The following is a 15339-nucleotide window of genomic DNA, read 5'->3' as shown; positions in this document are numbered from 1 at the left end:
CAATAGCAGCTGTTTTGATAGGTCCAATACCATGCATGAACGCCCCTTTGCGTTGCCCTTCGACCCTGCCGGTATCGTGCTGGACCGCCGTCGTGGGCTCAGCCAACAGCTCTACCAGGCGCTGCGGGCAAGGGTGTTGGATGGTCGCCTGGGCAGCGGTACGCGTCTGCCGGCGACGCGTGACCTGGCTGCGATGCTGTCGCTTTCACGCAACAGTGTGGTGCGTGCCTATGACCAGCTATACGCCGAAGGCTATATCGAAAGCCGGGTCGGCGATGGCACCTATGTCAGCCAGCTTCCGAAACTATCCACACAACTGTCCACAGGGTTATCCCAGGGTTTATCAACAGGTTTATCCACAGTTTGCGTATCTGATACTGAGGATTTATCCAGCTCAGGTCGCTCTGGAAGCGCCATGGAGCGCCTGAAAACCCATCATCTTCCGCCGCCACGTACAGGTGCGCCGCGCGCATTTCGCGTCGGAGTTCCGGCGTTCGACCTGTTTCCTTTCCAGCTCTGGGCCAGGCTGCAAGCGGGTTTCTGGCGAAAACCGGATGCCGCACTGTTGGGCTATGGCGACCCTGCGGGTGAACCGCTGCTCAGGGGACTCATCGCCGCCTACCTACGTCGCTCGCGCGGGCTTGCTTGCACGGCTGAACAAATTGTGATCACCAGTGGTGCGCAAGAGGCCATAAGCCTTTGTGCACAGTTGCTGTTGCAGCCGGGCGACGAGGTAGCTGTGGAAAACCCTGGATACCGCGCGGCAGGTCATACCTTTGCCTTGGCCGGAGCCTGCGTGCGAGGCGTACCTGTGGATGAGGAAGGCCTGGACTGCGAACGCCTGGCGCAATTGGCCGAGTGCCGGCTGGCCTATGTCACACCGGCGCACCAGTACCCCACCGGTGTCACCATGAGCCTGGCCAGGCGGCTGTCGCTGCTGGACTGGGCCGAGCAGCGCAACGGTTGGGTGATCGAGGATGACTACGATGGCGAGTACCGCTACAGCGGCGCGCCCCTGGCGCCCCTCGCTGCCTTGGACCGGCAGGGGCGGGTTCTGTACGTGGGTACCTTCGGCAAGATCGCCTTTCCTGCCCTGCGCCTGGGTTACCTGGTGCTACCCCAGTGGCTGGTACAGCCGTTCAGCCAGGGGCGAGCACTGGCGGTGCGGCATTCGGAGATAGGTAACCAGCACGTCATGGCGCAGTTCATGGCCCAAGGGCATTTCCAACGGCACATCCGGCGCATGCGCAAGGCAGCGCTGGCACGGCGCAATGTGCTCAAGGCGGGTTGGCCTACCGGTGTGCCCGGATTGGGCGATATGCCGGAGGTGGCGGCGGGGCTGCATGTGCGGGTGGCTGTGGATAACTATGCGAGAGAGCAGGAACTGGTGGCGTTGGCCGAGGCGGTTGGCGTGGAGGTCAATCCGCTGAGCAGCTACTGGCTGGAAGACAGCGAGGTGCCTGTGGATAAACGAGCGGGGCTGGTGCTGGGGTTTGCGGCGGTGCCGGAGGCCCAGATTGCGGATGCGTTGATGCGGGTGCGCAGGGCATGGAGAACATGAGCGCCCGAAATCGCCGGCAAGCCGGCTCCCACAGGTCTGGCGGTGTTTCTGAAAACACGCAGGACAGGTGAAGCAGCTGTCTTGAGTGGCTTGCCCCGGCCCTATCGCGGACAAGCCAGCTCCCATAGGCCAGGCGGTGTTTTTGAAAACAGCGCAGAACAGGTGGGAGCCGGCTTGCCGGCGATCGGGCGTTAGGTCAGGTCCCGGACTTGATCCGTGTCCAGGCCCGGGTCCGTGCCCGCTCGGCGTCGCGCGGCAAGGGCTTCAAGGTATACAGCTTGGCCATCGCCTCGGCGGTCGGGTACAGGTTGGGGTTGTTGCGGATCGCCGGGCTGACCTTGTCGGTGGCATCCTTGTTCGGGTTGGGGTAGCCGACGAAGTCGCTGATCGGTGCGATCACCTCCGGCCTCAGCAGGTAGTTGATGAAGGCATGGGCGTCTTCCGGGTTGGCGGCATTCTTCGGGATGGCCAGCATGTCGAACCAGATCGGCGCGCCTTCCTTGGGCAGGCGCATGTCCACCACCACGCCGTTCTTGGCGTCGCGAGCACGGTTGGCTGCTTGCGAGAAGCTGCCCGAATAGCCCACGGCCACGCAGATATCGCCGTTGGCTATGTCCGCCATGTACTTGGAGGAGTGGAAGTAGGTGATATGCGGGCGGATCTTGAGCATCAGCGCTTCGGCTTTCTTGTAGTCGGCCGGCTTCTCGCTGTTGGGCGGCAGCCCAAGGTACTGCAGGGCCAGCGGCAAGATCTCCGACGGCGAATCGAGCAAGGCCACGCCGCACTGCTTGAGCTTGGCGATGTTCTCTTCCTTGAAGATCAGGTCCCAGCTGTCCACCGGGGCATCGTCACCCAGCGCGGCCTTGACCTTGTCGGGGTTGAAGCCGATCAGCACGGTGCCGTACATGTAAGGTACGGCATGCTTGTTACCGGGGTCGTTGGCCTCGATCAGCTTCATCAGCGCCGGATCCAGGTGCTGCCAGTTGGGCAGCTTGCTGCGGTCCAGGGGCTGGAACACCCCGGCCTCGATCTGCTTGGCCAGGAACACGTTCGACGGGACCACCACGTCATAGCCGGAGTTGCCCGTGAGCAGCTTGGCTTCCAGGGCTTCGTTGGTGTCGAAGATGTCGTAGATCAGCTTGACGCCGCTGTCCTGCTGAAAGTCCGTCAGGGTTTGCGGCGTGATGTAGTCGAACCAGTTGTACACCCGCAAGGTGCGCTGTTCGGCTTGGGCCTGCAGGGCGCCGGCCAAAAAGCCGGCGGCGAGGAGCGGGGCGAGCAGACGCGTGAGACGGGCCATGGTCAGGCTCCTGGCTGGGTGCGCTGGAAGCCTTCCAGCACGTTGACGGCATTGATACCGATTTCTTCCACAGCGTAGCCGCCTTCCATGACGAACAGGGTCGGCTTGCCCAGGCGGCCGATGCGTTCGCCCATGGCCAGGTAGTCGGGGCTGTCGAGCTTGAACTGGGAAATCGGGTCGTCCTTGAAGGTGTCCACGCCCAGGGAAACCACCACCACGTCCGGGGCGTAGGCGGCGATGCGCTGGCAGGCGTCTTCCAGCGCCTGGCTCCAGGCTGCCCAGTCACTGCCGGCGGGCAGGGGGTAGTTGATGTTGCAGCCTTCCCCGGCGCCTTCGCCGGTTTCGTCGGCATAACCGAGGAAGAACGGGAATTCGTCCTGGGGGTCGCCGTGGATCGAGGCGAAGAATACGTCGCCGCGCTGGTAGAAGATGTCCTGGGTGCCGTTGCCATGGTGGTAATCGACGTCCAGGATGGCGACCTTGCGGTGGCCTTGGTCGAGGAATGCCTGGGTCGCGATGGCGGCGTTGTTCAGGTAGCAATAACCGCCCATGACCTCGGCGGCGGCGTGGTGCCCTGGTGGGCGGCATAGGGCGAAGGCCGAGTGTGCGCCTTGCTGGATCGCCGCTTGGGCGGTAAGGGCAACCTGGGCTGCGCTGTAGGCGGCTTGCCAGGTACCGGCGGTGATCGGTGCGCCGGCATCGAAGCTGTAGTAGCCCAGCTCACCGTGCAGCCCGGTTGGCTTGACCTTGCGCAGTGTGCGCGCCGGCCAGGTGAACGGCAGCAGGTCGCCTTCCTGGCCCAGTTCGGCCCAGCGCGCCCAGGCGCCTTCGAAGAAGTCCAGGTAGTCGGCGCCATGCACCCGCAGCAGCGGGGCGCGGCCGAAGTCGCGCGGGCCTTCGATGGGGCCGAGGTTGCGCTTCTTTACTTGGTCCAGGACATGGTCGGCGCGCGAAGGCATCTCGAAGCAGGGCATCAGCTTGCCGTCGATCAGCTCGCAGCGGCCGTGGTGCAGGCGGTGATCATCGGAATAGATCGTCAGCACGTTGTTGTTCTCCGGTTTTTACTGGCGTGCCTCATTGTGTGAGGTGGCGTGGCCGGGGAGAACGACGGAAACGGCCAAAAGGGGATCGATGTGGCCAACGCCGGTGTGCGGCTTTTCTAGGCCCAATCGCCGGCAAGCCGACTCCCACCTGTTCTGCGCTGTACCTGTGGGAGATCACCCAGCCCTTCCGGGCTGCGCTGTCGCGCAGAGAACAAGCGGCCAATGCTGCCCCAGTGGGAGCGGCGGTGCGGCGGTCCGACTTGTCCCGCGATCAAGGGCGAAGCCCTTGTCAGGCGACGGTGATATCGGGGCCGGCCTGATCGCGGGACAAGCCCGCTCCCACTGGGTGCAGCAAATCAAATGGTCATGCGTTGTTCTATGAGAGCCGGAAAGCCGGCGATTGGGTCAATGCAGTCAGCCGCGAAAATGACTGGGCGCTACGCCGCTCCAGCGTTGGAAGGCATGCCGAAAACTCGCCGTCTCGCTGAAGCCCAGGGTTTCGGCGATGCGATAGATCGGCATTTGGTCCTCGGCCAGCAACTGCTTGGCCCGCTCGAAGCGCAGCTCATCGAGCAGTTGCTGATAGCTGCACCCCAGCGCCTGCAGGTGCCGGCGCAAGGTGCGCGAGGAGCAGTTCATCTGCCGCGCCAGGCCTTCGAGCCCTGGCGCGGTGTCCAGTTGCTGGAGCAGCAGCTGGCGAATGCGCCCCAGCCAGGCCTGGCGCCCGGTGAATTCCAGGTTGAGCTGCCGGCAGCGTTCGGCCATGGCCTTGTGGGTGATGGGGTCGGCCAAGGGCAGGGGCATGTCCAGCCAGCGGCGCTCGAAGGCGAATGCGTTGTCGCTGGCCGCGAAGCCCAGCGGGCACTGGAAGGCGTCTCCATACAGGTGATGGTACCCGGGCCTGAGGTACTCGAAGCGTGCCGCCAGCAGCGGTAGGGGTTTGCCCAGCAGGTCATCGCAGATGACCTTCAAGGAAACCAGGCAGAACTCCACGTTGAAAGCTGCCAGTTCCGGGCTGTCCCGGTAGTCGCTGGCGCTGAACCAGACCCGCTGGCCGTCATCCACCAAGCGCAGCTGGAAGGCGGTGCCCAACAACGCCGGGTAGCGCAGCGCCAGGCGCAGGGCGTCACCCAAAGTGGCACTGGAGAGTAGGGCGTAACCAAGCATCCCGTAGCACGACACATGCATGCGCCGGCCCAGCTCCAGGCCGATCTCCTCGCGCAAGGCCACGGCGTTGGCGCATACCTGCAATTCCTGCTGGGTGGTGATGCGCGCATCGGCATGGCCCAGGTCCGCCAGCGCGATGCCGCTGCCGGCCAGCAACCGCGAGGCATCGCAGCCTTCTTCCTGGAAGACCTTGAGTATCAGCGAAACCGCGTTGAGGGTGGTGAGGTGGCTGTGCAGCATGCTCGGTATCCCGTTGGGCTGGGAGGCATTATGGAGCAAGTTGTGTGCCGGGCGAGACAACCCTGCGACCCTGTGAAGGGCGGGCATAAAAAAAGGGCCCAAAGCGTTGCTCGGGCCCTTGAAAGGTTGAGAGGTGTCTAGTCCCTCGACCTGGTGAGACGTTTCAAGCCGTCGGTTACGCCTTCAGCGGAACCAGACGTGGGGCGATCATGTTCTCTGGACGCAGGATGTCGTTGAGCATCGCTTCGTCCAGCAGCTGTTCCTCGCGCACCAGTTCCAGCACGCCGCGGCCGGTTTCCAGGGCGACGCGGGCGATACGGGTGGCGTTTTCGTAGCCGATGTACGGGTTCAGGGCGGTGACCAGGCCGATCGAGTGCTCGACCAGTTCACGGCAGCGCTGTTCGTTGGCAGTGATGCCGACGATGCAGTGCTCGCGCAGCATGTCCATGGCGCGCTGGAGCAGGCGGATGGAGTCGAAGATCTTGTAGGCGATCAGCGGTTCCATGACGTTGAGCTGCAGCTGGCCGCCTTCGGCGGCGACGGTCAGGGCCAGGTCGTTGCCCATGATGGCGAAGGCGACCTGGTTGACGGCTTCCGGGATAACCGGGTTGACCTTGCCTGGCATGATCGAGCTGCCTGGCTGGCGAGCCGGCAGGTTGATCTCGTTGATGCCGGTGCGTGGGCCGCTGGAGAGCAGGCGCAGGTCGTTGCAGATCTTCGACAGCTTGACCGCGGTACGCTTGAGCATGCCGGAGAACAGTACGAAGGCACCCATGTCGGAGGTCGCTTCGATCAGGTCGGCAGCCGGGACCAGTGGCTGGCCACTGATGGTCGCCAGGCGCTGCACGGCCAGGGCCTGGTAGCCTGGGTCGGCGTTGATGCCGGTACCGATCGCGGTACCGCCCAGGTTGATCTCGGTCAAAAGGTCAGGCGCCAGGGAACGCAGACGGTTCAAGTCTTCGGTCATGGTGGTGGCGAAGGCGCGGAATTCCTGGCCCAGGGTCATCGGCACGGCGTCCTGCAGCTGGGTGCGGCCCATCTTCAGTACGTGATCGAATTCCTTGCCTTTTGCAGCGAAGGCCTGGATCAGGCTGTCGAGGCTGGCCAACAGGGCATCGTGGCCCAGCAGCAGGCCCAGACGGATGGCCGTCGGGTAGGCGTCGTTGGTCGACTGCGCCATGTTCACGTCGTTGTTCGGGTGCAGGTACTGGTACTCACCCTTCTTGTGGCCCATGGCCTCCAGCGCGACGTTGGCGATGACCTCGTTGGCGTTCATGTTGGTAGAAGTACCAGCACCGCCCTGGATCATGTCCACCACGAACTGGTCGTGGTATTCGCCGCGGATCAGGCGGGCGCAGGCCTCGCTGATGGCAGCGTGCTTGGCATCGCTCAGGTGGCCCAGCTCACGGTTGGCGTCGGCAGCGGCCTGCTTGACCATGGCCAGGGCCACGACCAGCTTCGGGTAGTGCGACAGCGGAACGCCGGAGAGGTGGAAGTTGTTGGCAGCGCGCAGGGTCTGGATGCCGTAGTAGGCATCGGCAGGGACTTCAAGGGTACCAAGCAGGTCTTTTTCGACGCGGAACGATGCAGCGGAGGACATGACGGATATCATCTCGATTTAAACCCGGCACCAGCCGGAATGGCGCCAATCCTAGGCCTGGGCGGATTTTGCGGCCAATGCTGTTGCACGCTAACCTATGCACAAACGGCATACCGATTCATGTGACGCCAATTGACAATCGAGCGTGTCCCATTTTGGTGCACGCTGGGAGATCGCTTCATGAACCTCGAAAGCAAGTGGTTGGAGGACTTCAGCGCCCTGGCCGCTACCCGCAGTTTTTCCCAGGCGGCGGAACGCCGTTTCGTGACCCAGCCAGCGTTCAGCCGACGGATCCGCAGCCTTGAGGCTGCCTTGGGCCTGACCTTGGTGAATCGTTCCCGCACGCCTATCGAACTGACCGAGGCCGGGCAGCTGTTTCTGGTCACCGCGCGTACCGTTGTCGACCAATTGAGCGAAGTTCTCCGGCATTTGCATCACCTGGAAGGTGGGCAGGGCGAAGTGGTGCAGGTGGCGGCGGCACACTCCCTGGCGTCGGGGTTCTTCCCACGTTGGGTCGCTCAGTTGCGCAACGATGGCTTGAACATCGCCACCCGCCTGGTCGCCACCAACGTAGGTGATGCGGTGCATGCACTGCGCGAAGGCGGTTGCGACCTGATGCTGGCCTTCTATGACCCGGACGCTGCCCTGCAGATGGATGCCGAGATCTTCCCGTCGCTGCACATGGGCACCACGGAAATGTTGCCGGTGTGTGCGGTGGGGGCCGATGGCAAGCCGTTGTTCGATCTCGAGGGTGAAAGCAGCGTGCCGTTGCTGGCCTACAGTGCCGGTGCCTTCCTCGGACGTTCGGTGAACCTGCTGCTGCGCCAGCGCAACCTGCGCTATACCACAGTCTATGAAACCGCCATGGCCGACAGTCTCAAGAGCATGGCCCTCGAGGGCATGGGCATCGCCTGGGTACCGCGGCTGTCGATGCGCGGCGAGCTGGAGCGTGGCGAACTGGCGATCTGTGGGGGCAGCCAGTGGCACGTACCACTGGAAATCCGCCTGTACCGCTGTGCCCTGGTGCGCAAGGCCAACGTACGCTTGCTGTGGCGTAAGCTCGAGGGCGGTACGGCAACTGCGCCAGTTGACCCAAAAGTCAGCCAAACCCCCGAAAAATAAGGCCGACAGTTGGTCGCCGGGGTGCCTTTACGGCACTGCCTTACGGTATACTGCGCGGCCCCTGGACCGGATCGATCCGGTCATTGATCAGCAAACAAGCCACGCCGGTCGTCCCGCGTGGCTTGTTGTTTTTTGACGCGCCCGCGGGCGCACAAGCGAAGAGGCTCGACGATGAGTGCACTGGTTGGCGTGATCATGGGCTCCAAGTCCGATTGGTCCACCCTTAGCCACACCGCCGATATGCTGGAAAAACTCGGCATTCCCTACGAGGTGAAGGTGGTTTCCGCCCACCGTACCCCGGATCTGCTGTTCCAGTACGCCGAGGAGGCCGAAGGCCGCGGCATCGAGGTGATCATCGCCGGTGCCGGTGGCGCTGCCCACCTGCCAGGCATGTGCGCCGCCAAGACCCACCTGCCGGTGCTGGGCGTGCCGGTACAGTCGTCGATGCTGTCGGGTGTCGATTCGCTGCTGTCGATCGTGCAGATGCCGGCAGGCGTGCCGGTCGCCACCCTGGCCATCGGCAAGGCCGGCGCGATCAACGCGGCACTGCTGTCGGCGAGCATCCTGGGCGCCAAGTACCCGCAGTACCACGCGGCACTCAAGCAGTTCCGCACGGAGCAGACCGAAACCGTCCTGGACAATCCGGACCCGCGCCAGGCCTGAGGCTATCAACATGAAGATCGGTGTAATCGGTGGCGGCCAGCTGGGCCGCATGCTGGCCTTGGCGGGAACGCCGCTGGGCATGAACTTCGCTTTCCTCGACCCCGCCCCGGACGCCTGCGCGGCGCCCTTGGGCGAGCACCTGCGGGCCGACTACGGCGACCAGGACCACTTGCGCCAGCTGGCTGACGAAGTCGACCTGGTGACCTTCGAGTTCGAGAGCGTCCCGGCCGAAACCGTGGCCTTCCTTTCGCAGTTTGTCCCGGTCTACCCGAGCGCCGAAGCCCTGCGCATCGCCCGTGACCGTCTGTTCGAGAAGAGCATGTTCCGCGACCTGGGCATCCCGACGCCGGCCTTCGCCGACATCCTGTCCCAGGAAGACCTGGACGCCGCCGTGGCCAGCATCGGCCTGCCGGCGGTGCTCAAGACCCGTACCCTGGGCTACGACGGCAAGGGCCAGAAGGTTCTGCGCACTGCCGATGACGTGGTGGGCACCTTTGCCGAACTGGGCAGCGTGCCGTGCCTGCTCGAAGGCTTCGTGCCATTCACCGGCGAAGTTTCGCTGGTGGCCGTGCGTGGCCGCGATGGCGAAACCCGCTTCTACCCGCTGGTGCACAACACCCATGAAAGCGGCATCCTGCGCCTGTCCGTAGCCAGCCAGGCGCACCCGCTGCAGGCCCTGGCCGAAGACTATGTCGGACGCGTGCTGCAGAAGCTGGACTACGTGGGCGTGATGGCCTTCGAGTTCTTCGAGGTGGACGGCGGCCTGAAGGCCAACGAGATCGCGCCACGGGTGCACAACTCCGGGCACTGGACCATCGAAGGCGCCGAGTGCAGCCAGTTCGAGAACCACCTGCGCGCCGTTGCCGGCCTGCCGCTGGGCTCCACCGCCAAGGTCGGCGAGAGCGCCATGCTCAACTTCATCGGTGAAGTGCCTGCGGTGGACAAGGTCGTGGCCATCGAGGGCTGCCACCTGCACCACTACGGCAAGGCGTTCAAGGTCGGTCGCAAGGTTGGCCATGCCACCCTGCGCTGCGCCGACATGGCCACGCTCAAAGGCAAGATCGCCGAAGTCGAAGCGCTGATCGCCGGCTGATTGAACCTCTGCCCCGGCAGGCCCTCTGAAATGGCAACAAGCCAAAGCGCTGTCTAGGCTTTGGCTTGTTCCATTTCATTGCAGAGGGATCGCCATGGGTATCATCGGAACCATCTTCATCGGCCTCATCGTCGGCCTGCTGGCCCGCTTCCTCAAGCCTGGGGACGACAGCATGGGCTGGATCATGACCATCCTCCTGGGCATCGCCGGCTCCCTGGTCGCCACCTACGGCGGGCAGGCCCTGGGTATCTACCAGGCGGGCCAGGCCGCCGGTTTCGTTGGCGCCCTGATCGGCGCCATCGTCCTATTGGTGATCTACGGATTCATCAAGAAACGCGGGTGACTGGTTTAGAATGCCCGGCAATTCACCCGAGTTGCCGAGCATTCTCCATGCGTGCGTTTTTCCTTGCTTCCCTGTTGTTGGCCAGCACCCTGGCCCATGCCGAATTGCCCGAGACCGACTGGCTGGAGCTGATGCCCAAGTCGGACCAGAAGGCGCTCGAGCAGATGCCCGAGATCGACCACAGCTCCCCCGAGGCCATGGGTACCTTCACCGACAAGGGTGGGCTCAAGCAGGCCAAGGGTTTGCCGGCGGTGATGTACTCGACCAAGACCGTGGCGGCCATGAACGGCAGGCAGATCCGCCTGGGCGGGTATCCGGTGCCATTGGAGAGCGATGCCAAGGGCAACAGCACACTGTTCTTCCTGGTGCCATACCCCGGCGCCTGCATCCACGTACCACCGCCGCCACCGAACCAGCTGGTGCTGGTGCGCTATCCCAAGGGGCTGAAGATCGACGACATCTACACGCCGTTGTGGGTCAGTGGGACGCTGAAGGTGGAAAAGGTCAGTAATGACCTGGCGGATGCGGCCTATGCCATGGATGCGCGGACGGTGAGGGTGGTGGAAGACGCCGATCTCTGATTTTCTTTCCGGCCCAATCGCCGGCAAGCCGGCTCCCACCTATGCTAGGGACACCGCCATACCTGTGGGAGATTACCCACCCCTTCGGGCTGCGCTGTCGCGCAGAGAACAAGCGGCCAATGCTGCCCCTGTGGGAGCGGCGGTGCGGCGGTCCGACTTGTCCCGCGATCAAGGGCGAAGCCCTTGTCAGGCGACGGTGATATCGGGTCCGGCCTAATCGCGGGACAAGCCCGCTCCCACAGGGTGCAGCAAATCAAATGGTCATGCGTTGTTCTATGAGAGCCGGCTTGCCGGCGATTGGGTAACGCAGAGGCCCCGCTACAAGGCCTCGCTGCCGATGGTGACGCTCAGTACGTGGCTTGCCCCGGGCGCCAGGGTCACCACGTCATCCCACACGTTCGCCGTCTCGATGCACAGCATCCGCTGCCAGCCATCATCCGCCATGTCTGGCAACGCCTTCGCGCGGTCGGCCCAGGGGTTCCAGATCACCGCAGAACGCGAACCAGTGCTTTGCAAGGTGATGCGGCGGTTCCAGTGCGGGTCGACGATCTTCAGCACGGCAGGCACCTGCAGGTAGATGCGGTCGGTTTCGCCGGCGAAATCCAGCGCGCCATGTTGCTGGCGCAGCGCCCAATCGGCCAGGGTTTCGATATAGCCCAGGCTCTCCACGCCTTCGACGCTTGCCTGGCGTACATCGCTCACGGCGAAGTAGCTGTGCAGCGCCTGGCTGAGGGTGACGCTGTCATTGCCCATGTTCTGGCTGCGCAGGGTCATCTTCAGCTGCGTGCCCATTTCGATCAGCAGCTTGAGCTCGACGTCATGGGGCCAGCCGGGCAGGTCGCCCTGGGCCTCGGGCAGGCTGAACTCGATGCGCAGGCGTTCGTCCGCTTCCTCGATACCCAGCAGCTGCCAGTCACGGGTGCGGGCCAGGCCATGGGCGGGTGCCTGTTCGCCTTGGTACATGGCCTGGACGGCCTGAGGGTTGCGCTGCAGGTTGCCGAACCAGGGCCAGCACACCGGCACGCCGGCGCGTACCGACTTGCCCTGGCGGAAGATGGCCTGGTCGCTGAGCCACAGCAGCGGCGGCTCGCCCAGTCGCTGATAGCTCAGGACCTGGGCGCCCTGTTGGGCGATCAGCAGTTCTGCATGCGCGCTGGTGATGCGCCAGCAGTTGAGCTCGCCGTGTTGTTCCGTTTCGACCTGGAAGGTAGCCATTGCGCTTGTCTCGTTGGGATGCAAATGAGGCCTTGGACCTCATGCCTTGCAACGAGTTTAACGCGCCTGTGGCTCAGCGACGAGGGACGGAGCGGGTGCGGCCACTGCCATCGATGGCGACGAACACGAAGACGGCTTCGGTGACCTTGCGCCATTCGCTGGACAGCGGGTCGTCGCTCCACACTTCCACCATCATCTGGATGGAGCTGCGGCCGATTTCCAGGGTCTGGGTATAGAAGGACAGCTGCGCGCCCACGGCGACCGGTACCAGGAACGCCATGCGATCGATGGCCACGGTGGCGACACGGCCACCGGCGACACGGCTGGCCATGGCCGTGCCGGCCAGGTCCATCTGGGCTACCAGCCAGCCGCCGAAGATATCGCCGAAACCGTTGGTTTCGCGCGGCAGGGCGGTAATCTGCAGGGCCAGGTCGCCCTGTGGGATGGGATCTTCTTGTTCGAGCTCAATCATGCGGTGGGGGCCTCGGACCCGTGACGCTTCGTTGGTTGGCGCAAAGAACGGACGCCGGGAAAACGATTCAGCTGAAAACATACTACGCTGATTTCGCTTCGGTGGGCGGCCAAAGGGAAACTCTGCGAAACCGCCTGAAACACTTGACCGGCGTTTTCGCACAACATCCCATGAGAGGCGCAACCTTTTCCTACGAGCGGCCAGTATATAGACCTGAACAGCCAGCGACGACCGTGCATTCATGAATATCTGTATGGATTTTGTACCGCTATGAGTCGCCTGCGGCAATTTGTTATCTTCGCCGGCGACATCCTCCAGAAGCCGCATGACAAACGGCCTGCACGACAATAAAGAGAAAAGCCATGACCTCCGTGCCGAGCAGTATCGAGCAGCCTTCGCGGCCGCTGACCCGCAGCGACTATAAAACCCTTTCCCTGTCCGCCCTCGGTGGAGCGTTGGAGTTCTACGACTTCATCATCTTCGTGTTCTTCGCCACGGTGGTCGGCAAACTGTTCTTCCCCGTCGACATGCCTGAGTGGCTGCGCCTGATGCAGACCTTCGGCATCTTCGCCGCCGGCTACCTGGCCCGGCCGCTGGGCGGTATCATCATGGCGCATTTCGGCGACCTGCTCGGGCGCAAGAAGATGTTCACCCTGAGCATTTTCATGATGGCGGTGCCGACCCTGGTCATGGGCTTGCTGCCGACCTATGCACAGATCGGCCTGTGGGCGCCGATCCTGCTGTTGGCGATGCGCGTGGTCCAGGGCGCCGCGATCGGTGGCGAGGTGCCAGGGGCCTGGGTGTTCGTGTCCGAGCACGTGCCGGCCCGTAACACCGGCTATGCCTGCGGCACGCTGACTGCCGGCCTGACCTCGGGCATCCTGCTCGGTTCGTTGGTGGCCACTTTGATCAACACCCTCTACAGCCCCGATGAAGTGGCGGCCTACGCTTGGCGTATTCCTTTCCTGTTGGGGGGCGTGTTCGGGCTGGTAGCGGTGTACCTGCGGCGCTGGCTGCATGAAACGCCGGTATTCGCCGAGATGCAGCAACGCAAGGCCCTGGCCGAAGAACTGCCGTTGCGCGCGGTGCTGCGCGACCACCGCGGCGCGATCATCCTATCGATGCTGTTGACCTGGTTGCTGTCGGCGGCCATCGTCGTGATCATCCTCATGACCCCGGCGCTGCTGCAGAGTCTTTACCAGGTCAGCCCCACCGATTCACTGAAAGCCAACAGCTTGGCCATCGTGCTGCTGAGCGTCGGCTGCGTCGCAGCCGGCAGCCTGGCCGACCGTTTCGGCGCCGGGCGGGTGTTCGTGGTGGGCAGCCTGCTGTTACTCGTGTCTTCGTGGGTGTTCTTCCACAGCCTGCCGAGCCGGCCTGACCTGTTGTTCCCGTTGTATGCGATCACTGGCCTGTGCGTGGGGATCGTCGGCGCGGTGCCCTACGTCATGGTCAAGGCATTCCCGCCGGTGGTGCGGTTCAGTGGGCTGTCATTCTCCTACAATTTGGCCTACGCGATCTTTGGCGGGTTGACGCCGATGGTGGTCACGGCGCTGCTGAAGTTCAGCCCGATGGCGCCGGCCTATTATGTGGCCGGGCTGTGCGCCGTTGGCCTGTTGGTGGGGGTGTACTTGTTGGCGACCAAGCGCTGATCCGGGCCTGAACAACCGCTCGCTGTAACATCCTGCAAAGGCCATCCCGGTTTCCGGTGATGGCCTTTCATCCAATTGTCACATTCGAGTCATAGAGTGTTCATGCGGCCTGCAGATACTTGGGCCCGTTCCATCTCACACCCCAAATATTCCTGCTAGGAGTTAGGCATGAAACTGAAGCGTTTGATGGCGGCCCTCACGTTCGCCGCCGCTGGCGTCGCTACCGCCAATGCGGTTGCCGCCGTCGATCCTGCAATCCCGACCTACACCAAGACCACTGGCGTATCGGGCAACCTCTCCAGCGTCGGTTCCGATACCCTGGCGAACCTGATGACTCTGTGGGCCGAGGCCTACAAGAAGGAATATCCGAACGTAAACATCCAGATCCAGGCTGCCGGTTCTTCCACTGCGCCACCCGCGCTGACCGAAGGCACCGCCAACCTTGGCCCGATGAGCCGCAAGATGAAGGATGTCGAGCTGCAGGCCTTCGAGCAGAAGTACGGCTACAAGCCGACCGCCATCCCGGTCGCCGTCGACGCCCTGGCTGTGTTCGTGCACAAGGACAACCCGATCAAGGGCCTGACCATGGCCCAGGTCGATGCGATCTTCTCCTCCACCCGTCTGTGCGGCGGCAAGGCCGACGTGAAGACCTGGGGCGACATCGGCGTGACCGGCGACCTGGCCAACAAGCCAATCCAGCTGTTCGGCCGCAACTCGGTATCCGGTACCTACGGCTATTTCAAGGAAGAAGCCCTGTGCAAAGGCGACTTCAAGCCTAACGTCAACGAACAGCCTGGCTCGGCCTCGGTCGTGCAGTCGATCAGCAGCTCGCTGAACGGCATCGGCTACTCGGGTATTGGCTACAAGACCGCCAGCGTCAAGACCGTACCGTTGGCCAAGAAGGAAGGTGGCGCGTTCGTCGAAGATAACGAAGCCAACGCCCTGAACGGCACCTACCCGCTGTCGCGCTTCCTGTACGTCTACGTCAACAAGGCCCCGAACAAGCCTCTGGCCCCGCTGGAAGCCGAGTTCGTCAAGCTGGTGCTGTCGCAGGCTGGCCAGCAGGTCGTGGTGAAGGACGGCTACATCCCGCTGCCGGCCAAGGTGGTCGACAAGACCCTGGCTGACCTGGGCCTGTCCCACGCCGGTAACGTTGCAAAAAAGTAAGTAACTGAGGAAGGGGCCGGTGCTTGATGCCCGGCCTTTTCCACGAATTCCCAGTCCGAAGCCAGGGCTCCTGAGCGGCGGGCTTTTTTGCGTCACTGCATTGTCATGTTTTTGTCATAC

Annotated in this window: 14 protein-coding genes; 8 read left to right on the top strand and 6 right to left on the bottom strand. The window is 63.4% G+C overall.

Features of this window, described 5'->3' with window-relative positions; genetic code table 11:
• Window positions 1-31 precede the first annotated feature (31 nt).
• Window positions 32-1561: a MocR-like pyridoxine biosynthesis transcription factor PdxR gene (gene pdxR / locus ACXHGZ_RS21705; protein ID WP_480461484.1), complete on the top strand. Its 1530-nt coding sequence runs from the start codon at window positions 32-34 to the stop codon at window positions 1559-1561.
• Window positions 1562-1757: 196 nt separating this feature from the next.
• Here the strand turns inward: pdxR and ACXHGZ_RS21700 are convergent, their stop codons facing one another.
• The 4 genes from ACXHGZ_RS21700 to aspA form a co-directional block, all read right to left on the bottom strand.
• Window positions 1758-2861, bottom strand: a complete 1104-nt coding sequence (locus tag ACXHGZ_RS21700; RefSeq protein ID WP_480461483.1) for a polyamine ABC transporter substrate-binding protein — start codon at window positions 2859-2861, stop codon at window positions 1758-1760.
• A 2-nt stretch (window positions 2862-2863) separates the two neighbouring features.
• The gene (locus tag ACXHGZ_RS21695) at window positions 2864-3904 is read right to left on the bottom strand and encodes a histone deacetylase family protein (protein ID WP_224457445.1); all 1041 of its coding nucleotides are present in this window, start codon (window positions 3902-3904) and stop codon (window positions 2864-2866) included.
• A 414-nt stretch (window positions 3905-4318) separates the two neighbouring features.
• Window positions 4319-5311 carry an AraC family transcriptional regulator gene (locus ACXHGZ_RS21690; RefSeq protein WP_480461482.1) on the bottom strand — a complete coding sequence of 331 codons (993 nt, stop codon included), beginning with the start codon at window positions 5309-5311 and terminating at the stop codon, window positions 4319-4321.
• Window positions 5312-5486: 175 nt separating this feature from the next.
• Window positions 5487-6911 (bottom strand): aspartate ammonia-lyase, encoded by a 1425-nt coding sequence (aspA, locus tag ACXHGZ_RS21685; RefSeq protein ID WP_480461481.1) that lies wholly within the window; start codon window positions 6909-6911, stop codon window positions 5487-5489.
• Window positions 6912-7091: 180 nt separating this feature from the next.
• Between aspA and ACXHGZ_RS21680 the strand changes: the two genes are divergently transcribed.
• The 5 genes from ACXHGZ_RS21680 to ACXHGZ_RS21660 all read left to right on the top strand — a co-directional run bounded on the left by ACXHGZ_RS21680 (window position 7092) and on the right by ACXHGZ_RS21660 (window position 10713).
• A complete protein-coding gene (locus ACXHGZ_RS21680; RefSeq protein ID WP_084855304.1) occupies window positions 7092-8033 on the top strand; it encodes a LysR substrate-binding domain-containing protein in 942 nt (313 codons plus the stop codon).
• Between the two features lie 171 nt (window positions 8034-8204).
• Entirely contained in the window at window positions 8205-8696 is a 492-nt protein-coding gene (purE, locus tag ACXHGZ_RS21675; protein ID WP_043209945.1) for a 5-(carboxyamino)imidazole ribonucleotide mutase, read from the top strand.
• Window positions 8697-8706: 10 nt separating this feature from the next.
• Entirely contained in the window at window positions 8707-9789 is a 1083-nt protein-coding gene (locus ACXHGZ_RS21670) for a 5-(carboxyamino)imidazole ribonucleotide synthase (protein ID WP_084855306.1), read from the top strand.
• A gap of 94 nt (window positions 9790-9883) precedes the next feature.
• On the top strand, window positions 9884-10132 hold the full coding sequence (locus tag ACXHGZ_RS21665; RefSeq protein WP_084855307.1) for a GlsB/YeaQ/YmgE family stress response membrane protein: 249 nt from the start codon (window positions 9884-9886) through the stop codon (window positions 10130-10132).
• Window positions 10133-10179: 47 nt separating this feature from the next.
• Window positions 10180-10713 carry a DUF3299 domain-containing protein gene (locus ACXHGZ_RS21660; RefSeq protein WP_480461478.1) on the top strand — a complete coding sequence of 178 codons (534 nt, stop codon included), beginning with the start codon at window positions 10180-10182 and terminating at the stop codon, window positions 10711-10713.
• Between the two features lie 318 nt (window positions 10714-11031).
• Here the strand turns inward: ACXHGZ_RS21660 and ACXHGZ_RS21655 are convergent, their stop codons facing one another.
• Together ACXHGZ_RS21655 and ACXHGZ_RS21650 are read right to left on the bottom strand one after the other, a co-directional pair.
• Window positions 11032-11928, bottom strand: a complete 897-nt coding sequence (locus tag ACXHGZ_RS21655) for a D-hexose-6-phosphate mutarotase (RefSeq protein ID WP_480461477.1) — start codon at window positions 11926-11928, stop codon at window positions 11032-11034.
• A gap of 73 nt (window positions 11929-12001) precedes the next feature.
• Entirely contained in the window at window positions 12002-12400 is a 399-nt protein-coding gene (locus ACXHGZ_RS21650) for an acyl-CoA thioesterase (protein ID WP_003253317.1), read from the bottom strand.
• 362 nt (window positions 12401-12762) lie between these two features.
• Here ACXHGZ_RS21650 and ACXHGZ_RS21645 point away from each other — a divergent pair, with 362 nt between their 5' ends.
• Window positions 12763-14052, top strand: coding sequence for an MFS transporter (locus ACXHGZ_RS21645; RefSeq protein WP_480461475.1), 1290 nt, complete (start codon window positions 12763-12765; stop codon window positions 14050-14052).
• Between the two features lie 168 nt (window positions 14053-14220).
• Entirely contained in the window at window positions 14221-15219 is a 999-nt protein-coding gene (locus tag ACXHGZ_RS21640) for a phosphate ABC transporter substrate-binding protein PstS (RefSeq protein WP_480461473.1), read from the top strand.
• The last annotated feature ends 120 nt before the right edge of the window (window positions 15220-15339 follow it).

Source organism: Pseudomonas shiyinii, assembly GCF_056725765.1.
This window is presented reverse-complemented; position numbering and strand designations above follow the sequence as displayed.